Genomic DNA, 24,227 nt, shown 5'->3' on the forward strand with positions numbered 1-24,227 from the left:
GTTTGCTAAATCTTAAATTCTATAATCGGATCGTCACTTTTCGCCTCGGTGGCGACGATCGTATTTGTTTCTTCGTTGATATCTATACTGTTGATACGCCGGTCCAGTTCGTATCTACGTACCGGATTACCTTCCAGATCGAATACATAGATATACTTTGCTCCGTTTTCAGGTTCTTTCCCTTGTTTGATAGCGGCAATTTTATCGTCGAACTTAATACCCTGAAAAACAGCGTAGATGTATTTGCTTGTCACCTTTATATCGCTAAACCCCATAATTCCGGTGGGAACGCCTGTGCCATCTTTTGCCGTTTTGTATTGCGGTTCACCTGCGGGACCATAAAGGACTTTATGAGTGTTATCTTTCAGATTGAAGATTTCAAATACTTCTCCCAGTTGGGTAGCTATTGCCAGGATGCCGTTGTCGGGATTGTAATCCATAAAACTTCTCCATGCCTGAGCGAGTGCCGGACGAACGGTGTTTTCATCGATCGTTTCGCCTGGGATTTCTCCGATGCTTTTGACCGGCTTACCGTTGCTGTCGACTTCCCAATACCGGAACTCTCCCATGTAATCCGGAATGAAAAACCCCGATTCCATCGTATGAAAGTCCAGTGAACGTACTAATTCCTTATCCAGCTTGATCTCTTCGACGCGCTCCGCTGAGCGGGTAGAAGGAGATATTTTCCAACGTGTAATCTCCATCTTATTGGCGTCGATCGCCCATAAAGAGTCTAAGGAGTTGAATTGGATATTTTCAGCAGAAAGCATTTCTTCCGGTCCTTCCCCGCGTTTGCCGAAGGAGGCGAGATGCTTCCATCCGGGATAGGTAAAAGCATGCAGGAAATGATCCATATTGTGCAGGTCCATCACCACTGCAATACTATCCCTGACCGCTACCCGGAATGGGTAACGGAGCAGGACAGTATCCAGGTCTGCGACCTGTGCCTTGATCGCCTTTGTTTCCGGAAAGTCAGCGTACCGGGGGAAAGGGGGTTGCTGATTTCCGGAACAGGCGGCAAGGGTACTAATACCTATTAATAATATGGAGGGGAGAGATTTCATACGTTAGTCTAAACTGTATCCTTCGTATTTTGTATCGACTTTGTCACCGTAACAGTCTATTTCACCTGTACCAAAACACGAATAGTTTTTATCAGATTGACCATTTTCATTATTAGCTAATGCTTCGACGTTTTTAAACATTAACTCGTTCATTGGATTTTTATCCGATGTAGTGTGCCCAAAATACCATGCACTGAATAATGATAAAAGGATAAGTCCTGTTTTAATAGTTTTTTTCATGTTGATATTATTTTAATTATGATTTTTATTATCTTTACCTGCATAAAGACTTCTGTTGGTCTTTATGGCTTGCAGCGCAAATATAGTGTATTATGGCTAAATAAAAAATAGCCTGTCTTGAGTCTTTTTTTAAACAGATTGATACACAGTATGCTTGTGAGAATTTGTTAGTAATTGTGAGATTTCTGTTAGAAAAAATATTAAGAAATAGATATGAAAAGACGAATATGTAAAATAGGAACAGGCGAAGTGATTAGTGTTGGGATCATCATTTTATTGGTATTCCGATTTGTGAGTGTTTATCTGAATCAAGAAGAAAAACTGCATTCTGAGCTTTTTATGTTGTTTACAGAAGTAGTACAAGAAGAAAAAGAGCAACAAATCGGAAAACAAAAAAGACATTATGATCCTCAAAATTCTCCGAATGATATCCCTGGAGAAGAGAAACATACTTGGTGTGTTCAAGATTATCTTACTAAGTACGATTCGAGTCGGTATCTGTTGGATAGCCTCTTTCGGGATATACTACAAAAAGAGCATATAGAAGTAGAAACAGCTATACGCTGTATACGGAATGGGAAAGTAATTAATTCTTCAACCGACAGTCTGTTTTATAAAAAAGCGAGTTCTTTAAAACCTATTGTTTACAGAATAGATGAAAATAAGGAAAGGAACATAACGCTTCAGGCTTATGTGGATGTTCCTGTTCAGACGGTGTTGGGGCAGATTGGGTGGTTTTGGGTGCTTTCTTATTCTTTTTTCATTATATTGATTTGCTATTGTGGATTTTATTTTGAGAATATAAAGAAGAAGATAGAAAAGATTATCAGATTATTAAGGACATCAAGGCAGACTAGTTACGAATTAATTGAACAACAAAAGATCAAACTGACTGAATTGCAAACCCAAAAACAAAAGACTGAATTAATTAGTAAACAACAAGCTGAGTTAATCGAACAAAAACAGGCTGAATTGGCCGAGTTACAGGTTAAGATTAAAAATACAGAGTTTGTTAATAAACAACAAGCTGAGTCGATTGAACAAAAACAGGCTGAATTATTCGCATTGCAAAATGAGATAATACCTTTGAAACCGGAGCAAAAAAAGGTTTGGATTGCTTTGCCATATGGTTTCTTCTTTGCTGAAAAAGAAGGAATATTACGTAATGATAAGGGGGTGGATATTTGCTTGAAAAATAATCCGTTGAGATTATTTTTGGCTTTTGTTAATGCGGAGGATTATAAATTGTCTTACGAAGATATTTGTGTCAATGTTTTGGCACGACCTATTAAAAATGGGGCAGATCAGTCGGATCGGGAAAATGTATCTACGGCAATATACCGTTTAAAGAAGTGTCTGAAACCGTTTCCTTGTATTCAAATCAAAGTACTGAGAGATTTCGGTTATCAGATAGTTTTCTCCAACTATCAAAATGACACTACCCAACCGGGTAAATCGGATTAATATACCGGGTAAAATAAAATACCCTACCGGGTAATATTTTTTAACGTATCAAAGCGATTTTGAAAATCGCTATTCACTATCAAAATGGCAATTTGGGATTTTGTATGTATTGCTATAAAAATCCCGGCGAGAAGAGCCTCCCCGGGAATATGTTTTATGCCGTGTCAGGTCTTTAGAGCTGTTCTATTTCTTCTATCGACAAGCCGGTAGATCGTGCAATAATGAGAGGGTCGACTCCGTTCTGCTTCAGGTTTATAGCTATAAGTCGTTGTTGCTCTGCTTTCCCTTCAGCTTTCCCTTCAGCTCTCCCTTCTGCTCTCCCTTCAACTATTCCTTCCGCTTTCCCTTCCGCTACTCCTTCGGCCCGGCCTTCAATCCATCCGGTTTTGATCACACTGCGTTGATAACGTATAGCTTCCATATCTGCATAATATTGTCGTCTGTCTTTCTCGTCTAACTGGTCTATCCGCAATCGTTCGCGTGCTTCTTGTAAACCGTGAACCGTACTGTTTTTATCGATCTCGCCGGTTTTCAGGAAAGCAATCCATTCGTCCAAAGGCGTTTTCGCCTGTTGGTTAAAACCGTCTACTCGTAATACGTAATATTCAGGGAAAATATCTCCGGCTTCGTGTCGTACAAACTGTTCACGTTGGCGTACGGACAACTGAAGAATGTCATTGTAATGGATTCCTTTAAAGCTGGTACGACCATGATAGACATAGTCTTTGCCTTGCCCTAATTCAAAATAAACGATGTTGATTGAATATACTTTTATGAATGGTTAAACCAAAGATAAAATAACAATGATTATATATAACTGGTAAACAGCATCTTACAAGTATAAAAGAAATAACCAAACATACACGGCTACTTTAATTTGCTTTAATTTTGGTTTAATAAATCCCTCTAAAAAGCGGCGAAAATAGAGAGGTAGTTTAATTGAAGTTTTATTTATGCCCCGCTTCTTTAATCGAAGATAAGAAATCAGCCAGATAATTGCATTAAGCCTCAAACAAGCCACTACAGCGCCTTTTTATTCCGATTTGGACAATGGTTGCCTATGGCATTTCTTTTGCCCTTGTACAGGTTTCAAACCATCCTGAAACATCAATTGAAGTTTTAAAAGCACCTTCCATCTTTGCCATTTCAAATGATGAGAAAAGAAGTATTTTAAAGGTTTACATCTACACTTAGGACTACACTTACATCTACACATGCCTATCAAAATAGTAGCTGTTCACACCCCCTTGTGGACAAAAAAAGGGCGTGTTTTGGTGTATTTACTCGGTTTCGCATACCCTTATAGACATATAATTCTTATTTCACAACATCCTAATCCGTTCATTATTAAATATTTAACCTTTAAATCAGATCATTACATGTAATAAAGTTGTATATTTGGGTGGATATATAACAATTTAATAGGTATACAGTATGGAAAAAAGTATTATTGATGGTGTACTGAAAAATCAGATTGATCAACAGGGGAAGAAGCAGGTCATAAAGCGATATTCTATCATGCTAGGTGAATTAACAAAGACTGCTTATGAGTTAGAGGATAAAATGCGTGCTTCAGTTCTTACTGATATTAGCAATGTGCTGGAATGTATCATAGATGGTATAAAAAAACAATAGGCTGCCATTCTTTTATGAGGTACTGGCAGCCTTGTTTATTATTCCATTATATTCATTTTTGAAATGTTTTTACACATATCTGTCACAGCCATAAAGTCAAGACGTTTAATGTATTCTCCTAACTCCTTGTATGTAACAGAAAATGTTTTTTCAACAACATCTGTTGTTTCTTCGCTTCTAACATTGGCTTCAATTTCATCGAAGTTGGAGCCATATTTTTCTTTCTCCAGTAAAAGTACTTTGCATGTAACAGAAGCATTCTCTGATGTCGGAGCTATAATATTATAGACAGAAATCCCAAACCCTAATAAAAAATACTTCTTTGTGTCTATTCCGTGTGCTTTGCACAAACCCAAAAACGAAGGATTAATTCCATGATCATCAATGGAAATAACACCCTGCATATCGTTATACTGTGTATTAACGAAGTCTTTTAAAATGTCAATATTCTTCATAACTATGTGTTGTTATGGCTTTCGCCCGTATGTCATTCAAACCATACACTCTATTGGTGCTCCACAAATTGGACACTTTCCGATCCCGCAGCACCTTTTTTTCGGGTCTGAGCTGATCCAGTGGAGTCCGTTCGGGATGGTGTATCCCCTGCTTGCCGCAACCCCATTATCTTTTCCTCCTGCATACGAAGACGTTCTTTCAACTGTCCGATCTGCTCAATCAGCATTTTGTTTTCTTCATCCCTTTCTTTATACATTTTATAGTACACAGCCGCTTCACTATTATCTACAACTGATGTCGATGATGAAGCCTGATTGCTATACTGCTCTTCTCGTAGCATGGAGCCACGACCAGTTAGAAGCCAGTCTGCATTTATATTCTCAATTGAAAACATAATTTTCTCTAGAATATCAAAACTAGGCTTACTACCTCTTTTCCCTACAATATTTTCTATGACGGTTGCCGAAACACCTATCTTCATTGAGAATGAACGCTTATTTCCATTGCTCATCTCTTTTATTAGCCTGTTTATTCTTTCGTTAATCATACAATCAATTGTTAAATATTCGCATTTGTGAATATTTTGCACCCAAAAAGCTTGCCTGTATTCACAAATGAGTATATATTTGCAAAGTCTTCCAATTGGAAGAGGCTTCAAAGATAAGTATTCACAATTAAGAATTATAGCATTATGGAAGAAAAAAGAAAAGTTATTGAAGTAAGTGATGAGGTGATTAACAAGATCATCAAGGACAATCAGGTGACAAAAAGAACAGTACAGTCAGCCTTACAGTACATAACGAACAGCCCATCCGCCCGCATGTTCCGTGCTTATGCGCTTAATAATGGAGGAGAAATATATGAGATTACTAAACGTAAAGTAGAAAATCCTTACAAAGAAGCTATTAATCTTTAATCATTTAAGTTATGAAGGCTCTCATAATACTCCTGATAGCTCCGGTAATGATGATGTTCACCCTGGGCGGGATACAGACAATAGAATGGTGCCTAGAGAATGGCATAGAGATTCCGTGGCAAGTATATGCGTTGCTGGTTTGTGTTGCAATATGGTGCGTTGCCGCCATCGGGGTGACTAAAGAGGACTGGCATAAAGTGAACCGGTTATTTGATAGACTAACAGGCGAATAGGAAGATAAACAATCAAGATAAAACGGATTGATTTTAGCGGTACGCGGCCCACGGTTACGAGGGTGGTCCCGGAATGGTTTCAGGTGGTTCGATTCCACCCCGGGCACAATGATAATAAAAAATTATAACGATATGCCTCACGAATGGAATAATATGATTGTGGTGACGAAGGAAGAGTTGATACCGGACTTTTTCCCTTCAGAAAAGGCTTTGCTACAAAAACTGTGGCGTGAAACAAAGAAACCTTACGGCATCCGTCGAGCTCGCCAAGGTAAAGGTTTAGGAAATGACGTCTTGATCAATTTCGACACGCTTCCTAAAGAATGGCGGGATATCCTGGGCGATCCCCGGAGAGTGGATTGCATACTGGATAAGTTTTTCTGGGAAGACAGTGAAGCCGTTACCTATTTCTCCGGTGTCACTCCCGGCAAACGCGGTGGATTGGAAGTGGAACGCCAAAGGGAATACGTCCTGGATGCAAGTGTACTGATGGCAGCTATACGATTACGCTCAGCACACTACTCGGAGTGCGTATCTCGTGGACGTCCTGTCAAAAACACAGATAAATACATCTCTGACGCCGTTAATGCCTTTAACGAATTCCGTAGAATTAAGAAGCTGCCGGAACATAACCTTCCGACAAACCACATCTCCTTGAAACGTAAGATAGAGAAGTTTGAGAATGAGGGTTACTCTTCTCTTTTGAGCCGTTATGACAACAATAATGCTTCCCGCAAAACAGAAAAGATAATGAACCTCTTGAATGCTATGTATATTCATAAGGAAAAACCGACACAGATAGAAGTTTTCCGTTTGTACGATGGCTTTCTGAATGGATATGTAAAGGTTATCAATCCGGAAACAGGTGAAGTGTATAATCCGAAGGAATACGGCAAACTCAGTGCCCGGACAGTAACCGCCTTCCTTGCCTCATGGAAGGAAAAAGTTGCTACGCACATGAAGCGTGCGGCAGATCGCCAGCAATATTTATCCAAATTTGATGTATGGACATCGCTGGAACAACCGGAATACGCCGGGAGTATCATCAGTATTGATGACCGCCAGCCGCCGTTTGAGTATGCGAAAGGGCAACGCTTATGGTTTTATAATGCAATTGACCTGGGCAGCGAATGTATCATAGCCTTTGTTTACGGTAAAGAAAAAGACCGTTGGCTAATGGAGCAGTTTTATAAAGAACTAGCCAGATGCATGACCGAATGGGGCAAATACATGCCTTATGAGATAGAATGCGAAAGCAACCTGAATGCCACATTTAAAGATACATTGTTACGTGAAGGGGCCATGTTCTCACGTGTCAGGATATTGGCTAATTCCGCGCGAAGCAAACGTATTGAACGTTATTTTGGAAACTTACGATACGAATATGAAAAGAAGCGTTCCGGATGGATCGGCCGCCCTTTCGCGTTGAACGAAGCCTACCAGCGGAACGGAGAAAAACCGGAATATATACCTTACGATACATTGGTTCGCAACTGCATTGAGGACATTATAGAATGGAATAACAGCCCACACAGCAAACATCCGGATAAAACACGCTGGGAGGTATTCTGCGAAAAGCAACATCCCGACCTGAAACCGACCAACTGGCGCGGCTTTCTCCCGGAACTGGGTGAGCATACCCAAACTAGTTGCAAGGTGGGGCACATCCGGCTAAATAATCAGTGGTTCCTTTTGGGTGATAACGATAAAATATTTACCGGACAACCTTTACTGGACACCCTTTCACTGATAGAAGGGAAAGATGTGAATGTCTATTGGTTACGCGGACACCATGGTCAGGTATTGAAAGCATTGGTGTATATGAATGGTCGTTGCATCTGCGAAGCGTTACCCAAACCGATCGCCAAACGTTCCTCATTGGAAGCCAAAGGCGACATTCAAGCGGCAGAAGCTATGGAAATCGTTCAGCGGTATGCAAACACTGTCCGTGGATGGGCCAAACAGCATAAGAACGAAATGGAAAAACTGCTCATTGTGGACAATCGTAAGCGCACATTAAACAACGGCTTCAATATTACCTGGATAGACGGGATCAGTACGCCTGTCTACAATGACGAACCTGAAACGAGGGAAGCAGAGGTATTGGAAGAAGTTGAGCTCAAAGAATTTAATGACGTTTTAAATAACGTTGAAACAGGATATAAACGGCCTTCAATGGCGGATAGATTTTAATAAATTAAAAACATTATACCATGTTAGAGATTACTGAAAATTTCAAAGACAGAGTAGCAGAGGCACTATTTGCAGCCCGTAACAACTATGACGGTTCAGATGCTAACTTCGCAAAGAAGCATAGTATAAATGCCTCCATTTATAGTCGTATCAAAAAAGGAGAGCGCGAAAAGGTCATCAGACCTGAGCAGTGGTTAAACCTGGGACGCCTACTGGACGTGTCTCCTACAGAACGCCGTTGGAATATGGTTCGTACAGAGGTATTCAATATAATCGAAGAAGAAATATTGTTCTGTCAGGCTTTTCATAAATCAAAAGTGTTTGTGGATGCATGTGCCATCGGTAAGACATATTCTGCCAAGTATCTTTCTCGTACCCTAAAAAATTGTTTCTATGTGGATGCAAGCCAGTGTAAGACAAAAATATTATTCGCACGCGCGTTGGCCAAATGTGTGGGAGCCGATAGCTCCTGCACATTCGCAGAGACAAAAGAGAATATTAAATATTACCTGAAGGCCATCTCGAACCCGATTGTGATAATTGACGAAGCCGGTGATTTGGATTATGAAAGCCTTGTTGATCTGAAAGAATTCTGGAACGCAACAGACGGTATTTGTGGTTGGTACCTGATGGGGGCTGACGGGCTTCGTACTACGATTGAAAAAGGCATTCGCAGTAAGAAAGGTAGTTACCGGGAGTTGTTTAGCCGGTTCAGTGATAAGTTTTCATCTGCAGTTCCTACCGGGGGAAAAGAGCGTATTGCATTTTACAGGCAACTGATAACGGACGTTCTTTCTGTGAATATGACCAATAAGTCAAAATTACCCACAATTGTGAATAAATGTCTTAGTACGGACATTCAGGAAGGTGAAGCTACCGGCCTTCGTCGTGCTGAAAGTCTATTAATCCTTTTACAGTAAGTTATGATTCGAAAATTGTCGACAAGCAACCTGTATAGCCAAGTATTTAAATATATGCCATTAACCGGTATATGGGAGGAGGTATTGGGGGAACAGACCCGTAGAGGTTGCTGGCTCATTTATGGAGATGAGAAAAACGGTAAAACCTCATTGGCTCTGATGTTGGCAAATTACTTATCCACAATAGACAGTGTATTGTATGTCAGTGGAGAGGAAGGCACTTATGATACGTTTACTCAGGCATGTGTACGCGCTGGAATAAGAGCAGAAAACCGGAATATACATTATCTGGGATATTTGCCGATAGAGGAGCTGAAGGAAGAAGTACTCAACAACCGCAAGTGTGAGAAAATTGTGTTCATTGACAATATTACGGTATACAAAAATGAGCTGACTGACCTGGCTATAAAAGAACTGATGGATCAATATCCTGATACGCTTTTCATCTTTATTGCCCATGCGGAAGGGAAAGATCCGGCTACAGCGCCTGGAGTTATGTGCCGGAAATTGTCGAAGGTATATTTTTTTGTAGAAGGGCTCGCGGCTACTGTGACAGCCCGTGGCGGCAAAGGAGGAACAATTATCATTGATCCGGAAAAAGCGGCCTTGATACATGGAGACAAAATTATTAAACAAAATATGGAGGAATGATATCATGTCTGCAAAACAAACAGTAAAACCAAAGAAAAAACGCGTCTTCAAAGGCCGGAATACCGGTCTGTTTTATGGATATCTAAAATGCTTGACCGGGTATAGAGACTCTGAAAAAGACGATATTGCCGGAGGCGTAATTGATAGTTATCTGATCGGTAAACACGGCTCCAGTCATGGCAGAAGGGTAAGCCTTTCCAGCCTGACGGACATAGAATATGAAGAATTACTGGATGACCTCAAAGGACAGGTTAATGTCAGTACTGATCCGGAACAGTTGAAAACAACGCTAAATGAGAAGGCGATTCATACCAAATGGTGTCATCAGATATTAAAACAATTGTCACGTATTGGAGTGAGTACAATAAACGGCTATGAAGATGTTAACCGTCACATCAAAAGTTTACCTATCAGCCGCGGACGCATCTTGCCGGCTATTCCAGTAAAGGAAATGCCGGATGTCTTCAAAGCCGTTTGCTCATACTGTGACAATATCCAGAAAAAGCAGAGGAAAGAACAATCCCAGGCATTTAAAAACTAAGTATGATACGGACAGATAGGAACTATAATAATACCGTAGCCTTCAGTCGTGAGGAACTGATTGCTAAATATGAAGCAGAGCACGATGAACTAGCGGAACTGATGTTTGATTTCCCGTCAATGTGTACGGAAGAAAACATAAGTCGTCTCAATTACCTGGCCTCACAAACAGAGATTATGAAAGGAAACGAAATATATCATTATTAATTTCAAAAACAAACAGTTATGGCAAGAGCAAAGAAAACAGTATTAAGCGGAGTAACACGCGAACAGGCTGATTCAGCATTCGCAGAGTATGCAACAGCAGACGCGAGAGAGCAAAAGTTGACCGCCAGTATGGACGAACAGATCACCAAGATTCGCGAAAAGAATCAGCCTCTTTTACAGGAATGTGCAGATGCAAAAAGTAAAGCTATGGAAATCATGCAGGCATTTGCTATGGAGAATAAAGAGTTGTTCAACAAAAAACGCAGTCTTGAAACAGCACACGGGATATTCGGTTTCCGCATGGGAACTCCGGCCCTTAAAACAATGAAGGGTTTCACATGGGCCTCTGTAACAAATCTGTTGAAAGAATTTCTTCCGGATTATGTCAGAGTAAAAGAAGAACCTGCAAAGGATTTATTACTTGCTGCTGCACGTGATGATGAGAATAAAGAAGTCATTACCAAATTTGAAAAATGCGGCTTCTATGTGGATCAGCAGGAAACATTTTTTGTTGATCCGAAAAAAGAGGAGGCTTTGTCATGAATCAATACAGTGTTGAACGTCGAGGCGCTAAGTACTATCTGTATGATCCAAAAGGGACAAAGATGGACGGACAGTCCGCATTCCCCTGGGAACGTAAAAAAGTAGCTAAGATGTTTGCACTTGCATCCGAGTTAAATCAAAATGCAGAATGTGTCTAACATCAAAGTCAAATCTGTCACTCTCACCCCAGGGTACTGGATATATGTTTGTCCATGTGGCTTTAGTATTCGGTATCCAGGGTTGTTCGCAAAAGCGGTAAACACATGATCTACTGCTTTAAATGCAAACAACAGATCGGTAAATACTACAAAGTAATGACTGAAAGAATTGAATTTACACAAAATTGGAACGGGAAACTGAACTGCAATAGCTTTACTACTATGAGGTTGCACAACCCTGTTAAGTACTGCGTTGGGGCTATCAAACAAATTTATTTGAAAGGTGTCTGGAAAGGTAACGCCAAGATCATAGAGATACGGCGTATTCATCTTAGTGAGATAAACCAGTTTACTGCTAAGTTAGATACAGGCCTGGATACTGATGATTGCCGCCAGGTAATCCGAACAATGTACAAGAATCGCCCCGGCATGAACTGGGATACTCAACTGATAGACCTTTGTCTATTGGAATATATGAAAGAAAGTAAAGAACCTAAATTAAATTTTTGAATTATGCACAGTTGGTTTGAATGTAAAGTCTCCTTTGAAAAAGTACTGGAGAACGGAATGCAAAAGAAAGTAACAGAACCTTATTTGGTAGATGCTTTGTCTTTCACAGAGGCCGAAGCCAGGATTATAGAAAATATCAGACCGTTTATCTCCGGTGAGTTTACAGTGAAAAATGTAGGCCGTAAACGTATTTCAGAGTTGTTCTTCAACGAAAACGGTGATCGTTTTTATATCGTCAAAGTCAATTTTATAACGCTTGACGAAAAAAGCGGAGCGGAGAAAAGAACGTCTGCTAAGATGATGGCCCAGGCAAGCACTTTGAAAGAAGCTATTGCCGTATTGGAAGAAGGGATGAAAGGTACAATGGCCGATTACAGAATTGTGTCGGTTACAGAAACGATGATCATGGACGTCTTTCCTTATTTGACAGAGAAGGAAACTGAAGAAGAGAAGACTGATGACAAGGCAGGAGTTTGATGCAATAAAATGGCGGTCCGGTATACGGATCGCCATCGGAGAAATCCATACAGATGTTGTCTCGGTCGATTTTAAAGACCGTACAATTGCCTTTGAAGATCAGAGCGGCCTTGTATGGGTCAATAGCGAATATGTAACATTAAAACAAAATAAAAATGAGCAAACAACAACACATTATTAACGTCACACCTCCTGATTATCAGAGAATCCGCGAGAATATGACTTTTAGAAACTATACCTGTCCTGTTTGTAATGGCAAAGGTTCCTTCTCTGAACAAACCGGACATAATGAGTGGAAAACAGAGCAATGCGATTACTGCGATGGAACAGGCAAAGTAAAAGCTGATGTCGAAATAAAATGGAGGCCGGACTATGATAACTAAAGAAAATGAAGTTCATTCTATTACTTGGTCTGAATATTATAAAGACAGGGTTTGTAACAGAGATTATGATAAAGCATTTATTCAGAAATACAACCGCTTTATTACAGAGATCATTCTGAAAATAAAATCGTTTGCTGAACCTGATATAACTTCGATTGTATTAAAAGAAGAAGGTTGTGGTATAGGTACAGTATCAAAGTGTATATCAAAAGTAGAACCTTTGCTTTTAAAATCTATCGGTATGTCGGAATCGGAAAGCTATGACGAGATAGACAAGGTTGTTTTCACAGATACAAATAATGATATGCTTGATCTCTGCCTGTTAAATACGAGAATGTTATCTATGGGTTCCTACCTTGCAAATAAGCCTTGTTTTTATGCCAGGGAAAATATATTACTACCAAAATATTATGAACCAAACACAGTTGTTGTGACTCATGGCGTTTTGGAACATTTTCAGGATACTGATATACAGCAGATAGTCCAAACGTACGATAACGAAAACGTCTTGTTTCAGGCCCACTACGTACCTACTTCAAAATATGAGGCTCCTTCTTATGGCGACGAACGTTTAATGTCTGTGGAGTCTTGGATACAGTTAGTACAGCCTGATTATTATATTGTTGATAATAAGGGTTTAGATTTGTATATGTTCAAATTAAAAAGTCATGAAAGAAAAGAAACAATTACTGATACCATATAAGAATGGTCACCCTGTATGGTGGTGCTATGAGGGGCACGATGAAGAACGAGAAAATATGCCATTTAAAGAAACTTTCAAAATCAGATGTTTTTCACGTGGTTGTTCCTCCGCTAAAATGCACCTTCGACGGGTGAAGGACGTAAAAAAATATGGTGAAGGATTAACTTCAAAGGTACATGATTATGAGGTTTTTCTTATTGATTCTATCGCTGTTATTAATTGTGCAGTAAATGGTATTGTCAGTGGAACGTGGGTATTTGTTAAAAGAGGCCAGAATTATGGTATAAAACTAATTGAATAAAAGTTATGAAGGTAAGAAACAATGATTTATCAGATCGAAGTATTGACATTGATATGACAGATGGAGTTTCCATTCATCTGTATAAACAAGAATATGATGAGCTTGTCCGTCTTCTCATCCCTGAAATGGAACAAGAAATTAAAACGGCTTATCTTATTCAATATAAGGCAATGAATGAACGTAAAGATTGTTGGAATTTTATAAAAGAAATACGTGGGTTATTTTACGATGATTCCGATGGAGAGTTTTGTATTCGCAAAAGTGTAGATGAACTTGATGAAGATCGAATAATTGAAGTCCTGGAAAAATATAAAAAACTATTAGGGTTTGTTTGATTACTCCTAATTCAATAGATCAAGATTTATAAAAAAGGGATTGAACAATTTTCTTTGTTCAATCCCTTGATGATCTACTCTTTATTCATAAGAAAAACGTATTACTATATATCTAAAGAGTATGAGAACGCCCCCCTCCAGCCCCGTCCACCACCTTGCGATAGATTACGACTTCTATCTACTAGGCAATGAACGATAGTGCTGTCTTACATATTCTACTCGTCCAAAACGAGTTCTCAAATACGCATGAACAAACACCACCTTTAGTCTAAATATGGTCTTTATCATAACTGTAAAGATTTTTGGTTAGTAAATAACCTGGATTAACAAAGTACCAGGTTTTGGATTTCCTCTCGAATTAATCTTTAACAGGGGAGTGCAAAAGTAATTATAAATTCACGAAACACAGCTATTCGATAAAAAAAGTATATACCGGATAATAAATATTATCCGGTTTTTTTATTTGAATTTTTGGAGGCTATTGCCTACGCCTTTATATTTGTGTCATAACGGTTGAAATTATGAGTGAGCAATACGAACTTGATCTGAATGTACAAACATCTGCCCCTGCCAGGCGCAGAAGGAGGACCAGACCTGCCTCGGCTATACCGGGAGAAGAAAGTATTTCAAAACGGAAAATGCGGGTTAATGATCGTAATAGAGTGATGATAGCACGGTATTATTATTGGACGGAAATCCGCCGTCGCCGATTTGATGACGTAATGTCTATTCTTTCGGAGCAAGAATTTTTTATCGAAGAACGAACGATCAGTAATGCTATACTTGATCTGTCTGACTATTTGGATGAACTATATGATAAGAAAAAAGACCTACGGGAATTGAAAAAAGAATACCCGAACTGGAACTGGGAAGTAAATTAGAAGGCGGACTGACAATCCGCCTTTTTTATGTCTGTAGCTCTGTAAATGTTGTTGTATATACGATCGTATAAGGTTTAATCTTACCTGTATTCATGCCTTTAGCACTCTTACGGCTTACCGGAGAAATCATTTCGTCAGCGGTCCATCCCTGCATACAACTTTGTACCTTTTCTATGATGGAAAAACGTTGTAATGCCTTTGAACGAACATCATCCGGAACCTTGTTGTTTGTATCGCCTGATGGCTGGAAAGCCAGTTTAAGGGTGATCGTTGCTCTGATCAACTGCTCCGTCTCACTCATATCTTTGCAATCCGGGTACTGAATATCTATCAAACAGCATGGAAAATCGACTGCCGGACGTTCCGTCTGTGTATTTAACTGACCGCTATCTTCGTCAATCCAGCGTATTTCCGGAACTTCTTTTTCAAGATGGTCACATAAAGCAATAAATATTTCTTTGTTCATAAATCATTATTTTAAAGTGTTGATATAACCTTGTAGTCGGGCATGTATTTTATCAGCCAGTTCATTAGATTGTCCCATAAATTGACGCTGGGGTATGTCTGTATTTCGTGTATGATCTTTTACATTCACATCTCCCCATTTTTTTGTATGGCGAATATGAGCGGGAACATTAACCGGACCTGTATATCCTTCGTTATGTACCTGGGCATAATTAACCTTTTCATTTCCGGCTGAAATGATTACTTTGTCATGCCCGACATAAGCAGGACGAATACTGTTAAGCAGGTTACCGCTATTTATCAACAGTGATCCGTTTGCCCTAGGAGCCCTTGTCGGGGCCCAGGGGTTTCCATCAAATTCCTTTGCCTTAAAACGCTCTTTATAGTACTCTGTCGCTGTTTCAGCAACGATCTTAGATGTGTCATCCAGTACCTGATCCGGCAAAGACGTAAAATAATTAATCAAATCATTGAAATCCATATCAAAAAGTTTTATACATTTGTAACCAAGCACGGTGCACCGGGGGTGAATCGACGATCGCTACCCTCGCGGGTGATGGGGGCATTATGAAGGCTGGGCTTCATACAGCGGGGCAACGTGTTAACCCGAAGCAGAAGTAAGACACTGGCTATCCAATCCGATGAAGCGGAAACGCTACGTGTAGCGTATCTAATAAGAAGCGGACGGACGCAAAGACTTATTTCTGCGCTATTTTTTTATAAGTAGACCTCTGCGGTATCTCCATCTGGGATCAATCCTTCTGCTTTTCCTGCCTCCCTCCTTTAATTTTGGATTTTGTTCTATTTCGAACCAGGTTGCCACCTGGTAAACCTTACTGTCCGTCACGTCACATACAACATTGATCACCTTTCCCCGATAATATTTTATAAAGTTCATATTCCTGAACTCTTTCCCTTTTATATAATCATTGATCCAAATCTCATCAGGATTACGCAAGGCGTCGGCCAGGCTTTCCAGCAATGGAACCCTGACCTCTGTATATTTACCAGATGTATGTTTTGTGAAAACCTTTTCCGGTAAAGTTACTACCCGACCTTTGTAATCTTTCAAAGTCTGATGGGACTGGTACCAGTCCTTTGCATCCCCGGTATACAATGGAATATCAGTATCAGCCGCCCCCAAACGTTTACTAAAAGAGTCCAGCCCGTAGTCATTGTAATAAAGATCACCGACCAACTTAGATGCCTTTTCCGGAAACTTCTGAATATACATTTGATTACGGGTAAATACCTCCGCCGTTTTACCCCGGTTCACGTCCCAATGTTGTGCCTGGTTCATCTTCCATTCTTTTGTATCAAAATAGGCGTCACAGCGGGCCTGCATAGTTTGTATGTCTATACCATCTACTTCATGCGCCATACGTGGTACAACATAACAACGGCATTTCCAGCCATTCGGAGGAAATATTTTATCCCACCGGGGATCGTTGGCCGGAAGGATCAGACCATCCAGTTCGGCATGTTCCGGCCTAACGTGGTCGTCCCCGACTGTTTTATATTCCCAGTAAGGAAATAGCTTTGTATTTTGTGCCAACCGATTGTAATTGCTGGCTGATTCTGCGGTCAGTACGGCTGTTTCATATTCTGTTTTCTGCCACTGTTTATTGAATACGTCCGTAGTCTCCGTTGCTTTCTTATAAAAGTCCTCAAAATTTTTACTCTCCCGGAACAGATTGTTCAGTTCTTGTAGTTCTGCCAATGTCTTTGCCGCTGAGAAATGGAATACATTCATTTCCATTGCGGTAACAAAGGCGTCATCTGGTGCCCCATAAACGAAACCTGTATCTGCCAGCTTCACCTTACGGCGTCCTCCTGCCTGGATAGCCTTTAAAAACTCTCCTGAAAAGAAATCAAACAATTCCGGATTAAACAAAGCGTCTCCGTCATGGTCTACAACCTGATTGATGATCTTGTTATCCAGGGTATCGTCACTCAACCGAATGTGGGCATTTCCAATGATCGCCCCGTCCTGCGGGGCTTTTGCGAAAAAATCCCATAAACGGATAAACCAGTTACGATCTTTGTTCTTTATCTCCTTCTTTTCATTCTTTTTAAATTTCTGAGCATCTTTCTTTTGATCGTCTTCCGGATTGTCCTGCTCATCATCTTCCGGGATGGTTATCTGTTCCGGTTCAGGTTCGTGCCCGGCAATAGGCTCATCTCCTTCCGGCATAGGTATATTATACTTATTATACAAAAATGATTGCGGTATAGGCAATATGCCTGATAACTGTACTGTGTCTGTAACAGTCAGTTCCTGCGCTTTGTCCAGGAACTTGAATTTACCACCTTTCACCGGATACCCCCTGTTTTCCAGGAGTGGAACAAGGTATTTGTTTAGCATTCGTTCGACAAAACGTCGGTCACTGCGATGTTTCTTTTCCTGTACGGCTAGATGTACCTGTCCCTGGGCGAGTGAACTACCGTCCTGCGTGGTCATAGTTTGTCCCAGAATAGTGATCAGTATTTCTTCATTACAGGCATTACGGAAGTCATTATAAAGAGCGCCATTGCCGGAACTGCTAAGGGTTGTCTGGGTAGCTTCCGTTTCTTTGGGGATAACCAAATAGGGTGCTGATCCGGCTTCCTCGAATGCCTGAATAAGTGCCCGGCGGCTTTGTTCGTCCATAGAACTGTATTTACCAATTCTCTGAGGCATACCGAACAATTCTACGAATTGCGCCCAGTCTCCGAATCCACCACGTTTATAGATGACATAGGGGGCAGCCCGGAGTAAAATACCGAAGTCGTCGTCTGAACCGAACTGGATGATCCAATCTTTACTTGAATAGTCTTCTCCGTGTTCGTCCTCTTCCCGCAGGGCTATTTCTTTTGTTTTTACCCGGATATGTTTGCGGGGGATGGATTTAAAATTAAAACCATCCGTAAAGTAGCATTCTGTAAGACTAACACCCCAGAAGCGGGATAGCATTATTTCCCGGAGGAGGTTTTCGAACTCAGGTGTATCCATCAGGTCGGTGATGGCATCCACCTGTTTCCCTTTGATGGTAAACGAAAGATCAGCGTCGGTAACGGCATCGATGCGCTTATCAATGGCGTCAGACAAATAGCCATCTATTAACAGATCGGTATATAGGTCATATAACTTCGTTCGGTTACCCAAATCAGCCACACGAAGTGCACCGCGCCAGGTCCCAATATCGTTAACGCCTCGGTGCATGGGGCGTACAAGTATCTCAGTATGTACTAACGGAGGTTGTTTTTTATCCGTTTTATTTGAGGACTTTACTGGTATTTTTGTTTTATTCTTTGCCATGATACATAATACTGTTTAGGTGAAATTGAAAGGCCGTTTAAACACTGTTTAAACGCTTCCTCAATAGTGTTGTATTCGTTTGGGATTGCTACCATAGGCTATGGTACCGATCGGATCATTGTCTGGCTTCCCGGCATCAGGTTCCCGTCCGGGAAGATCAGGAGAAACGTTTCCTTTTTGTACAGCCGTTAACCAGTCTACAGCCCGGTCATATCGCTTTTCCCGAAGTTCCAATTCAGTACCGGCATTGCATAGGTTGATCAGATGCCAGACTGCAATATCTTTTACAAAGATGAGTAGTAACTGGTTTCGACGTGATCCTGATGCCTGGAATATCTTATCCGTATCAAAACGGGTTAGATAACCGCGAGCCTCGGCAATGGCGGCGTCAATAGCTGCCTGGGCGATCGTTTCGTCCCCCCTGGTGATTGTTTCAACATATTCATCATGGAGATGAGTATGCAGTTCTTCTATTGTGATGTATGCCATAATATAATATGTTTTGTTACATTCTTTTATTGTTTCTATGCCGGGTACCGACTGAATAGCTATCGGTTTTAACAGCCACCATCTTTTGTTGACAGATAAAAAAGCCACCTTCGATTGCGTCAGGGCCGTCAGCCGGTGCAGGTAGGCCGTCATCAAACAATAGAAATTGCTCTTCCAGGCGCGTCATATTCGGATTGTCTTTTTCGGCAATATTCAGGATCATGCGCCCGGCGCGGTTCAACGGTTCCAGGTTGCCCTCAATACGGGCAAATTTATCCGGCTTATTGCGTAAGTCGGGAGAGATCGGTATGATATAGCCGGTTTCCTGCCATTTCTGTTGGAACAGGGGGACGAAAACCTGCTCATAAAACGGGTCCTGTAGTTTGTTGTTTTCAATGGAGTTATACACCTGCGTTTTGTCTTTTACATAATCGCGTTGGTAGTAATACCAGTTTACAAACTCTTCATTTTTTACGTGATCCAAATAACCGGTGATAACATACAGATTACCATCTAATACGCCCATCAGGAAGTTTGCTTTGTACGATCCCAGTTTTTTAACGCCTTTTTTGTTCGTGACTTTATTGGAGGGCGCAGGGTCTCCATAACTGACCAAGAACGGAAATTTGTGTAGCGGGGGAATCGCTCCCCATTTAATTTCTTTAAAATATAAACCTTCTACGACAGGATTATTAAAGCATTCCTTTTGAGCACTGGCGGCACTGACTTGAGCCAGTACATCATCAATTGTTTCTTCGTCATTCTTTTCCGGCCAAACAGATGTTCCATAGGCAAAGTCATTTTTCGGATCAGGATGGTTGATATCCACCATACGAAGATTGATAATGTCCCAGTTTCCAATTGGCCTTTCTCGCTTGGATAACTCTAGTGCCTTTTTCCCGGCACGAGCGACACAACAATCCTTTGCAATAAGATTGCCACAAAAGATCGTTAACAGAGGTTCTGAAAAGGAACGGGTAAAATAAAGCGCCTGTTCAAACCAATTCCACTTATCATTAATAATGTCAGGATTGCGGCATTCTTCATCAGTATCATAGTCGTCTACCAGGATCGTATCCGGACGGACTTCTTCTATCTTCACCCCACGCGGACTTTGCCGGGCACCCACCGCCATAAAGGAGACTCCGCCTTTTGTGATAAAATTATCTTCCGTCCATTTGAATCCTTTTTGATCACCATAATAAAACTGTATGCGTTGGTTAGCTTCCAACTGGGCACGATAGTGATTCAACAGTTTGATGGCGTTGTCACTGCTGTTGGAACACAGGACAATATTGCGTTTTTTGCCAGTCAGGACCAAGAACAGCACAACGAACATAACGATCGTACTTTTCGCCAACTCTCGCGCCCAAGATAAAACTTCGTACCAGTTTTTAGGACTGTATATCAGTCGTTTTATGGCTTTTTTGTGGAAAGATGCAAATTCATATTTAGCATAGTTCGGGAACATCTCTTTGATCCAAAGTAATGGATGATCTTCCAGATAAGTCAGTTTCTTTTGCCTTTCCTCATAGGGCATATCGAAATCTACTGCCGTATCTTTTTGGAGTGCTTTCAGATAGCCTTCCCAGTCTTCGATGGCTTGTTTATCTACTGCTTTAAGAGTTTTCATTTGAGCCGGTCTTTTATATATGCGTCAAAATAATTACTCAGTTCTTTTGCCTTGTCGATGTCAGTTTTCCGAAGCCAATCCAGCAAGTCTTTTGATACACTGATAATATCTGATATACCTGTTTCCTTTTCCATCTTTTCGATGGCTGTAGCAAGTTTATTGATCATATTAGCTTCTTCGGCACTGGCATAACGCAATCCAGGCTCCCTGTTTGCTATATTGTTATTTATTTCAGCTATCTGTCGATAGAAGTTTGCTAGTTGTTCCTCACGGGTTACCGATAAAGAGGTTTTCAAAACTTCCCACTTTTCAACTTTTACCCATTTAGTCATTGTAACCGTGCTGATCCCTACCCGTTCGGCTATTTCTTTTTGCGTAAGATGCTCCTTGACAAAAAGCATTTTAGCCCAGTCTTTTTTTTGCTTGTTCGATAACTCTTTTGCCATATCAATCGTTTGAGTTTTACACCTCAAAAGTACGCGCTATTCATTTCTTAAAATAATCGTATTGTATTGTTATACAGTAGTGTACCATCAAATTACATAACGAGTGCAACCATTACAAACTGATTTTTTTACCTCATTTTTAGCCTGCAACTTTGGGGTAACAAACAGGCGAAAAATGACAAAATTCACATTCATATTACACGACGAAACAGTCAACACAAAAGGCTTTCGGATGCTGACATCAGGAGGGGACTTTTCGGTATTCGAAAATAATCCGGTTATGCTTCTTAATCATAATGATTGGGAACTTCCGATCGGCCGCTGGGAGAATATCCGTGTAGAAGGAACCAAGGTTTTGGCCGATGCGGTATTTGATGAGGAAGACGAAAATGCTTTGGCTATAAAAGGTAAAGTAGACAGAGGTTTTTTAAAAGCTGCCAGTATTGGAGCATGGCCGGGGGAGACCTCCAACGATCCGGCATTAATGTTACCGGGACAAACGTATCCAACTTTTGTTACCTGGACTGCCCGCGAGGCTTCCATCTGTACGATCGGTAGTAATCATAATGCCCTGGCCTTATATGATAAGGATAATAAACTTATTGACCTTGACGATAAAAATGTACTGATCAAATTATTCGACACCGGAAACGGTGTATCACCTATAAAATCAAATAATAAAATGAGTATTCTAACAGGATTATTGAACCTGTCTGACAGTGCCAGCGAACAGGCCCAGGCAGAAGAAGTGAAAAAGATCATCCAGATGCGTGACAACCTCCATACGGAAAATGGTACACTCAAAACGGAAAACGCATCTTTGAAAGCAAAGGTAGAGCTCTATGATGGCAAAGAAAAAGAGACACGCAAAAATACTGCGATCCAACTGGTCGATGCTGCTATCAAAGATTGCCGCCTGAACGCTCAGGGGAAGGAAAGCTGGCTGAAAATGTTTGATGCCGATTTTGATGTTGCCAAGGCGCAACTGGCGGCTATTCCAGCCCACAAACCGATTGCACCTCAGATACAGACCGGTACTTCCAATACTGGTAAAATCGAACTCTCTGATATGTCGTTCGATCAGATCGTTAAGGCAGATCGCCTAAAGGATTTGAAGAAAGACAGTGACCTCTACAAAAAGAAATTTTACGAGGCTTACGGTAAATATCCGGCTTAATTATCAACTATTAATAAAGTAAAGAATGAAATCAAAATTTGTTATTGCGCTGATCATGGCGCTGTTGTTTAACTCGCTTACAAGTGGTGTGTTTGCCTCTGTCTTAGGTGTAAGTCACGGAGCAATGTTTGCCTTTCAGATGGGGCTGTCCTTTATTCCAATGAATATGTCCGGTTGTCTGTGTGAAGGTTTGAACAGAGAAATCTGGATTCCTGAAATCATAGAGAAATTTTATCCGGATGATTCGTTTTTGACCTATTCCAAAAGTTTGGATGCTTGGGTAGATAACAATAAACTTAATTTGCAGGAAGCAGGTGTCGATCCGGCTGTGTATGTTGACAATGAACTGTATCCGATCCCCATTGCTGTTCGTACCGATATTCCTCATGAAATCCTTTTAAAGCGTTTTGACACGGAAAACACCGTCCACGTCAATGCCATTGAGGTTGAAGAATCAGCAGGAAAACGCCAAAGCGTTACCGAAGGACATCGTAACTCCTTGCGTCAGAAATTTGCACGTCTGGCAGCTTTTAACTGGGCTCCTGCCGAAGATGGGGCTTATACTCCAGTCAAAGCTACAGACGGAAAAAAGAACAAACGAGGTTACAAGGGCATGACATACGAGATGGTCATGGATATGGAACTGGCTTTTGACGAAATGGAAATCCCTGGAGAAGATCGTATCCTGGTATTGAACCCTCTCCATGCAATGGACCTTCGTCTTCAGGATTTGGATATGTACAAGGCATTTTATAACGAGAAAAAATTGTTCTCTTTCAATGTGGTGCGTTCATCTTTGAATCCACGGTATAACGGTGCAACAGGAAAGAAATTAGCCTGGACCGCTCCTGTTTCTGCGACCGATGCCCCTTCTTCCTTATTCTACAGCAAAGAAGCTGTAGCCAAAGCACGTGGTACGGTAGATATGTATTCCCGCCTGAATGATCCCGAATACCGAGGTGATGTGATCGGCTTCAACATGCGTGGTGTGGCTACCCCTGTAACAGGTAAATATCTGGGGGCTATTTATTCTCCTAAAGCTAGTGTTTAACATTCAATCCATTTTATAGTAATGAGTTATATTAATATGAAATCGCGGAGAAGTTTTGACTTCTTCGCCCCTTACAATGAAGAAGGCGAACGGGTGGTTACAATCCCGTTCCCGGTAGCCGTAAAACGCGAAGTGTCCGAAATAGGTATTGTGCATGATGCCAATCCTGTATTAGTAGCTGTTTCCCCAACTGCTGAGAAAACAATTGATGTGGAAACAATGGTACAACCCGGTTCCCTGATGATTGTTCATAATGAAGGTACTGCCGTGGCGACGATCGGTGGCGTGAACTGTGCAGCCTCTAAGGTTACAACCTTGATGTTTGACGGTAACACCTATGTTGAACTTGCATCATCTGAGATCACCGCATGAAGACAGGTAGAAAAGGAATAACGCTGATCAAAGAATTTGAGACTCTTCGCCTGAATGCTTACAAATGTCCTGCCGGAGTATGGACAATAGGTTACGGTCACACGAAAGATGTAAAGCCTGGAGATGTGATAAACGAAACCCGTGCCGAATATTTTTTGGCAGAAGACCTCAAAGAAGCCGAAGCGGTAGTAAATCGTGAATGTCCTTGTGTTTCACAGAATCAGTTTGATTCTCTTGTCTCTTTTACTTTCAACTGTGGCATAGGAAACTTCCTGAAGTCAACCCTTTTGAAATGTGTAAAGGCTAATCCTGAGAATGTAAATATCCGCTATGAGTTCAGCCGTTGGAACAAATCAAAAGGCATGATCCTGGCCGGATTGATTCGTCGGCGTAAGGCTGAAGCTGATTTGTATTTTTCATAATAAGAATAACGATGGACTGGACATACATTCTTACAACCGCTTTAGGTTCCGGAGGCTTAGCCTC

The 24,227-nt window shown here is 40.9% G+C and carries 32 protein-coding genes and 1 pseudogene; 22 read left to right on the top strand and 11 right to left on the bottom strand.

Features of this window, described 5'->3' with window-relative positions:
* Positions 1 to 5: 5 nt before the first annotated feature.
* Both K6V26_RS04885 and K6V26_RS04890 read right to left on the bottom strand, forming a co-directional pair.
* Positions 6 to 1,064 carry a BF3164 family lipoprotein gene (locus K6V26_RS04885; protein WP_048318003.1) on the bottom strand — a complete coding sequence of 353 codons (1,059 nt, stop codon included), beginning with the start codon at positions 1,062 to 1,064 and terminating at the stop codon, positions 6 to 8.
* 3 nt (positions 1,065 to 1,067) lie between these two features.
* Complete coding sequence (locus tag K6V26_RS04890; protein ID WP_048318004.1) at positions 1,068 to 1,304, bottom strand: NVEALA domain-containing protein; 237 nt, start codon at positions 1,302 to 1,304, stop codon at positions 1,068 to 1,070.
* A gap of 213 nt (positions 1,305 to 1,517) precedes the next feature.
* On the opposite strand from K6V26_RS04890, the gene K6V26_RS04895 reads away from it, so the two are divergent.
* The gene (locus K6V26_RS04895; protein WP_048318006.1) at positions 1,518 to 2,768 is read left to right on the top strand and encodes a hypothetical protein; all 1,251 of its coding nucleotides are present in this window, start codon (positions 1,518 to 1,520) and stop codon (positions 2,766 to 2,768) included.
* A gap of 172 nt (positions 2,769 to 2,940) precedes the next feature.
* Here K6V26_RS04895 and K6V26_RS04900 read toward each other — a convergent pair.
* A pseudogene (locus K6V26_RS04900) lies at positions 2,941 to 3,540 on the bottom strand (hypothetical protein); the annotation flags it as partial.
* A gap of 662 nt (positions 3,541 to 4,202) precedes the next feature.
* On the opposite strand from K6V26_RS04900, the gene K6V26_RS04905 reads away from it, so the two are divergent.
* On the top strand, positions 4,203 to 4,403 hold the full coding sequence (locus tag K6V26_RS04905; RefSeq protein ID WP_224264736.1) for a hypothetical protein: 201 nt from the start codon (positions 4,203 to 4,205) through the stop codon (positions 4,401 to 4,403).
* A gap of 38 nt (positions 4,404 to 4,441) precedes the next feature.
* Here K6V26_RS04905 and K6V26_RS04910 read toward each other — a convergent pair whose 3' ends face one another.
* On the bottom strand, positions 4,442 to 4,858 hold the full coding sequence (locus K6V26_RS04910; RefSeq protein WP_224264737.1) for a hypothetical protein: 417 nt from the start codon (positions 4,856 to 4,858) through the stop codon (positions 4,442 to 4,444).
* A 50-nt stretch (positions 4,859 to 4,908) separates the two neighbouring features.
* On the bottom strand, positions 4,909 to 5,406 hold the full coding sequence (locus K6V26_RS04915; protein ID WP_224264738.1) for an XRE family transcriptional regulator: 498 nt from the start codon (positions 5,404 to 5,406) through the stop codon (positions 4,909 to 4,911).
* Positions 5,407 to 5,550: 144 nt separating this feature from the next.
* On the opposite strand from K6V26_RS04915, the gene K6V26_RS04920 reads away from it, so the two are divergent.
* From K6V26_RS04920 to K6V26_RS04995, 16 genes are all read left to right on the top strand, one after another.
* Positions 5,551 to 5,775 (top strand): hypothetical protein, encoded by a 225-nt coding sequence (locus tag K6V26_RS04920; RefSeq protein ID WP_224264739.1) that lies wholly within the window; start codon positions 5,551 to 5,553, stop codon positions 5,773 to 5,775.
* Between the two features lie 11 nt (positions 5,776 to 5,786).
* A complete protein-coding gene (locus K6V26_RS04925) occupies positions 5,787 to 6,008 on the top strand; it encodes a hypothetical protein (RefSeq protein WP_224264740.1) in 222 nt (73 codons plus the stop codon).
* Between the two features lie 132 nt (positions 6,009 to 6,140).
* Complete coding sequence (locus tag K6V26_RS04930; RefSeq protein WP_224264741.1) at positions 6,141 to 8,201, top strand: hypothetical protein; 2,061 nt, start codon at positions 6,141 to 6,143, stop codon at positions 8,199 to 8,201.
* Positions 8,202 to 8,221: 20 nt separating this feature from the next.
* A complete protein-coding gene (locus tag K6V26_RS04935; RefSeq protein WP_224264742.1) occupies positions 8,222 to 9,121 on the top strand; it encodes an ATP-binding protein in 900 nt (299 codons plus the stop codon).
* A 3-nt stretch (positions 9,122 to 9,124) separates the two neighbouring features.
* Positions 9,125 to 9,772, top strand: coding sequence for a P-loop NTPase family protein (locus K6V26_RS04940; RefSeq protein ID WP_224264743.1), 648 nt, complete (start codon positions 9,125 to 9,127; stop codon positions 9,770 to 9,772).
* Positions 9,735 to 10,313, top strand: coding sequence for a hypothetical protein (locus K6V26_RS04945; RefSeq protein ID WP_224264744.1), 579 nt, complete (start codon positions 9,735 to 9,737; stop codon positions 10,311 to 10,313). Before K6V26_RS04940 ends, K6V26_RS04945 begins: the two co-directional genes overlap by 38 nt.
* 2 nt (positions 10,314 to 10,315) lie before the next feature.
* Positions 10,316 to 10,519, top strand: coding sequence for a hypothetical protein (locus tag K6V26_RS04950; RefSeq protein WP_224264745.1), 204 nt, complete (start codon positions 10,316 to 10,318; stop codon positions 10,517 to 10,519).
* 18 nt (positions 10,520 to 10,537) lie between these two features.
* Entirely contained in the window at positions 10,538 to 11,062 is a 525-nt protein-coding gene (locus K6V26_RS04955) for a host-nuclease inhibitor Gam family protein (RefSeq protein ID WP_224264746.1), read from the top strand.
* Positions 11,059 to 11,220 carry a hypothetical protein gene (locus K6V26_RS04960; RefSeq protein ID WP_224264747.1) on the top strand — a complete coding sequence of 54 codons (162 nt, stop codon included), beginning with the start codon at positions 11,059 to 11,061 and terminating at the stop codon, positions 11,218 to 11,220. The genes K6V26_RS04955 and K6V26_RS04960 overlap by 4 nt, the downstream gene beginning before the upstream one ends.
* Before the next feature lie 105 nt (positions 11,221 to 11,325).
* Entirely contained in the window at positions 11,326 to 11,730 is a 405-nt protein-coding gene (locus K6V26_RS04965) for an ASCH domain-containing protein (RefSeq protein WP_224264748.1), read from the top strand.
* 3 nt (positions 11,731 to 11,733) lie between these two features.
* Complete coding sequence (locus K6V26_RS04970) at positions 11,734 to 12,207, top strand: DUF4494 domain-containing protein (RefSeq protein ID WP_224264749.1); 474 nt, start codon at positions 11,734 to 11,736, stop codon at positions 12,205 to 12,207.
* A 155-nt stretch (positions 12,208 to 12,362) separates the two neighbouring features.
* Entirely contained in the window at positions 12,363 to 12,590 is a 228-nt protein-coding gene (locus K6V26_RS04975; RefSeq protein ID WP_224264750.1) for a hypothetical protein, read from the top strand.
* Complete coding sequence (locus tag K6V26_RS04980) at positions 12,580 to 13,293, top strand: hypothetical protein (RefSeq protein WP_224264751.1); 714 nt, start codon at positions 12,580 to 12,582, stop codon at positions 13,291 to 13,293. The genes K6V26_RS04975 and K6V26_RS04980 overlap by 11 nt, the downstream gene beginning before the upstream one ends.
* Complete coding sequence (locus K6V26_RS04985) at positions 13,259 to 13,594, top strand: hypothetical protein (RefSeq protein ID WP_224264752.1); 336 nt, start codon at positions 13,259 to 13,261, stop codon at positions 13,592 to 13,594. Before K6V26_RS04980 ends, K6V26_RS04985 begins: the two co-directional genes overlap by 35 nt.
* A gap of 5 nt (positions 13,595 to 13,599) precedes the next feature.
* Complete coding sequence (locus K6V26_RS04990) at positions 13,600 to 13,929, top strand: hypothetical protein (RefSeq protein ID WP_224264753.1); 330 nt, start codon at positions 13,600 to 13,602, stop codon at positions 13,927 to 13,929.
* 521 nt (positions 13,930 to 14,450) lie between these two features.
* Positions 14,451 to 14,810 (top strand): hypothetical protein, encoded by a 360-nt coding sequence (locus tag K6V26_RS04995; protein WP_394373132.1) that lies wholly within the window; start codon positions 14,451 to 14,453, stop codon positions 14,808 to 14,810.
* Positions 14,811 to 14,835: 25 nt separating this feature from the next.
* Here the strand turns inward: K6V26_RS04995 and K6V26_RS05000 are convergent, their stop codons facing one another.
* The 6 genes from K6V26_RS05000 to K6V26_RS05025 all read right to left on the bottom strand — a co-directional run bounded on the left by K6V26_RS05000 (position 14,836) and on the right by K6V26_RS05025 (position 21,141).
* Complete coding sequence (locus K6V26_RS05000; protein WP_224264754.1) at positions 14,836 to 15,276, bottom strand: hypothetical protein; 441 nt, start codon at positions 15,274 to 15,276, stop codon at positions 14,836 to 14,838.
* A 6-nt stretch (positions 15,277 to 15,282) separates the two neighbouring features.
* Positions 15,283 to 15,756, bottom strand: a complete 474-nt coding sequence (locus K6V26_RS05005) for a phage virion morphogenesis protein (RefSeq protein ID WP_224264755.1) — start codon at positions 15,754 to 15,756, stop codon at positions 15,283 to 15,285.
* Between the two features lie 228 nt (positions 15,757 to 15,984).
* On the bottom strand, positions 15,985 to 18,573 hold the full coding sequence (locus K6V26_RS05010) for a phage portal protein family protein (RefSeq protein ID WP_224264756.1): 2,589 nt from the start codon (positions 18,571 to 18,573) through the stop codon (positions 15,985 to 15,987).
* Between the two features lie 60 nt (positions 18,574 to 18,633).
* A complete protein-coding gene (locus K6V26_RS05015) occupies positions 18,634 to 19,062 on the bottom strand; it encodes a phage protein Gp36 family protein (RefSeq protein WP_224264757.1) in 429 nt (142 codons plus the stop codon).
* A 16-nt stretch (positions 19,063 to 19,078) separates the two neighbouring features.
* Positions 19,079 to 20,695, bottom strand: a complete 1,617-nt coding sequence (locus tag K6V26_RS05020; RefSeq protein WP_224264758.1) for a hypothetical protein — start codon at positions 20,693 to 20,695, stop codon at positions 19,079 to 19,081.
* Complete coding sequence (locus K6V26_RS05025) at positions 20,692 to 21,141, bottom strand: DDE transposase family protein (RefSeq protein ID WP_224264759.1); 450 nt, start codon at positions 21,139 to 21,141, stop codon at positions 20,692 to 20,694. Before K6V26_RS05025 ends, K6V26_RS05020 begins: the two co-directional genes overlap by 4 nt.
* Positions 21,142 to 21,316: 175 nt before the next feature.
* Between K6V26_RS05025 and K6V26_RS05030 the strand changes: the two genes are divergently transcribed.
* Genes K6V26_RS05030 through K6V26_RS05045 form a run of 4 tightly spaced genes read left to right on the top strand, consistent with a single transcriptional unit; the run spans position 21,317 to position 24,163 of the window.
* Positions 21,317 to 22,318: a peptidase gene (locus tag K6V26_RS05030; protein WP_224264760.1), complete on the top strand. Its 1,002-nt coding sequence runs from the start codon at positions 21,317 to 21,319 to the stop codon at positions 22,316 to 22,318.
* A gap of 25 nt (positions 22,319 to 22,343) precedes the next feature.
* Positions 22,344 to 23,369: a hypothetical protein gene (locus tag K6V26_RS05035; protein ID WP_224264761.1), complete on the top strand. Its 1,026-nt coding sequence runs from the start codon at positions 22,344 to 22,346 to the stop codon at positions 23,367 to 23,369.
* 36 nt (positions 23,370 to 23,405) lie between these two features.
* On the top strand, positions 23,406 to 23,741 hold the full coding sequence (locus tag K6V26_RS05040; protein ID WP_224264762.1) for a hypothetical protein: 336 nt from the start codon (positions 23,406 to 23,408) through the stop codon (positions 23,739 to 23,741).
* Positions 23,738 to 24,163, top strand: coding sequence for a lysozyme (locus tag K6V26_RS05045; RefSeq protein WP_224264763.1), 426 nt, complete (start codon positions 23,738 to 23,740; stop codon positions 24,161 to 24,163). The genes K6V26_RS05040 and K6V26_RS05045 overlap by 4 nt, the downstream gene beginning before the upstream one ends.
* Positions 24,164 to 24,227 lie beyond the last annotated feature (64 nt).

The organism is Parabacteroides goldsteinii (genome assembly GCF_020091425.1).
Classification (GTDB): Bacteria; Bacteroidota; Bacteroidia; order Bacteroidales; family Tannerellaceae; genus Parabacteroides; species Parabacteroides goldsteinii.

What these genes read in the sequence shown, in the direction of transcription:
- K6V26_RS05015 (WP_224264757.1), bottom strand. Translation starts at nt 19,062, where the DNA reads ATGGCATACATCACAATAGAAGAACTGCATACTCATCTCCATGATGAA.
- K6V26_RS04960 (WP_224264747.1), top strand. Translation starts at nt 11,059, where the DNA reads ATGAATCAATACAGTGTTGAACGTCGAGGCGCTAAGTACTATCTGTAT.
- K6V26_RS05025 (WP_224264759.1), bottom strand. Translation starts at nt 21,141, where the DNA reads ATGGCAAAAGAGTTATCGAACAAGCAAAAAAAAGACTGGGCTAAAATG.
- K6V26_RS05035 (WP_224264761.1), top strand. Translation starts at nt 22,344, where the DNA reads ATGAAATCAAAATTTGTTATTGCGCTGATCATGGCGCTGTTGTTTAAC.
- K6V26_RS04915 (WP_224264738.1), bottom strand. Translation starts at nt 5,406, where the DNA reads ATGATTAACGAAAGAATAAACAGGCTAATAAAAGAGATGAGCAATGGA.
- K6V26_RS04905 (WP_224264736.1), top strand. Translation starts at nt 4,203, where the DNA reads ATGGAAAAAAGTATTATTGATGGTGTACTGAAAAATCAGATTGATCAA.
- K6V26_RS05030 (WP_224264760.1), top strand. Translation starts at nt 21,317, where the DNA reads ATGACAAAATTCACATTCATATTACACGACGAAACAGTCAACACAAAA.
- K6V26_RS04935 (WP_224264742.1), top strand. Translation starts at nt 8,222, where the DNA reads ATGTTAGAGATTACTGAAAATTTCAAAGACAGAGTAGCAGAGGCACTA.
- K6V26_RS04975 (WP_224264750.1), top strand. Translation starts at nt 12,363, where the DNA reads ATGAGCAAACAACAACACATTATTAACGTCACACCTCCTGATTATCAG.
- K6V26_RS04885 (WP_048318003.1), bottom strand. Translation starts at nt 1,064, where the DNA reads ATGAAATCTCTCCCCTCCATATTATTAATAGGTATTAGTACCCTTGCC.
- K6V26_RS04990 (WP_224264753.1), top strand. Translation starts at nt 13,600, where the DNA reads ATGAAGGTAAGAAACAATGATTTATCAGATCGAAGTATTGACATTGAT.
- K6V26_RS05045 (WP_224264763.1), top strand. Translation starts at nt 23,738, where the DNA reads ATGAAGACAGGTAGAAAAGGAATAACGCTGATCAAAGAATTTGAGACT.
- K6V26_RS04920 (WP_224264739.1), top strand. Translation starts at nt 5,551, where the DNA reads ATGGAAGAAAAAAGAAAAGTTATTGAAGTAAGTGATGAGGTGATTAAC.
- K6V26_RS04980 (WP_224264751.1), top strand. Translation starts at nt 12,580, where the DNA reads ATGATAACTAAAGAAAATGAAGTTCATTCTATTACTTGGTCTGAATAT.
- K6V26_RS04955 (WP_224264746.1), top strand. Translation starts at nt 10,538, where the DNA reads ATGGCAAGAGCAAAGAAAACAGTATTAAGCGGAGTAACACGCGAACAG.
- K6V26_RS04895 (WP_048318006.1), top strand. Translation starts at nt 1,518, where the DNA reads ATGAAAAGACGAATATGTAAAATAGGAACAGGCGAAGTGATTAGTGTT.
- K6V26_RS04970 (WP_224264749.1), top strand. Translation starts at nt 11,734, where the DNA reads ATGCACAGTTGGTTTGAATGTAAAGTCTCCTTTGAAAAAGTACTGGAG.
- K6V26_RS04995 (WP_394373132.1), top strand. Translation starts at nt 14,451, where the DNA reads ATGAGTGAGCAATACGAACTTGATCTGAATGTACAAACATCTGCCCCT.
- K6V26_RS05040 (WP_224264762.1), top strand. Translation starts at nt 23,406, where the DNA reads ATGAAATCGCGGAGAAGTTTTGACTTCTTCGCCCCTTACAATGAAGAA.
- K6V26_RS04925 (WP_224264740.1), top strand. Translation starts at nt 5,787, where the DNA reads ATGAAGGCTCTCATAATACTCCTGATAGCTCCGGTAATGATGATGTTC.
- K6V26_RS05020 (WP_224264758.1), bottom strand. Translation starts at nt 20,695, where the DNA reads ATGAAAACTCTTAAAGCAGTAGATAAACAAGCCATCGAAGACTGGGAA.
- K6V26_RS05000 (WP_224264754.1), bottom strand. Translation starts at nt 15,276, where the DNA reads ATGAACAAAGAAATATTTATTGCTTTATGTGACCATCTTGAAAAAGAA.
- K6V26_RS04965 (WP_224264748.1), top strand. Translation starts at nt 11,326, where the DNA reads ATGATCTACTGCTTTAAATGCAAACAACAGATCGGTAAATACTACAAA.
- K6V26_RS04985 (WP_224264752.1), top strand. Translation starts at nt 13,259, where the DNA reads ATGAAAGAAAAGAAACAATTACTGATACCATATAAGAATGGTCACCCT.
- K6V26_RS04945 (WP_224264744.1), top strand. Translation starts at nt 9,735, where the DNA reads ATGGAGACAAAATTATTAAACAAAATATGGAGGAATGATATCATGTCT.
- K6V26_RS04890 (WP_048318004.1), bottom strand. Translation starts at nt 1,304, where the DNA reads ATGAAAAAAACTATTAAAACAGGACTTATCCTTTTATCATTATTCAGT.
- K6V26_RS04910 (WP_224264737.1), bottom strand. Translation starts at nt 4,858, where the DNA reads ATGAAGAATATTGACATTTTAAAAGACTTCGTTAATACACAGTATAAC.
- K6V26_RS05010 (WP_224264756.1), bottom strand. Translation starts at nt 18,573, where the DNA reads ATGGCAAAGAATAAAACAAAAATACCAGTAAAGTCCTCAAATAAAACG.
- K6V26_RS04950 (WP_224264745.1), top strand. Translation starts at nt 10,316, where the DNA reads ATGATACGGACAGATAGGAACTATAATAATACCGTAGCCTTCAGTCGT.
- K6V26_RS05005 (WP_224264755.1), bottom strand. Translation starts at nt 15,756, where the DNA reads ATGGATTTCAATGATTTGATTAATTATTTTACGTCTTTGCCGGATCAG.
- K6V26_RS04940 (WP_224264743.1), top strand. Translation starts at nt 9,125, where the DNA reads ATGATTCGAAAATTGTCGACAAGCAACCTGTATAGCCAAGTATTTAAA.
- K6V26_RS04930 (WP_224264741.1), top strand. Translation starts at nt 6,141, where the DNA reads ATGCCTCACGAATGGAATAATATGATTGTGGTGACGAAGGAAGAGTTG.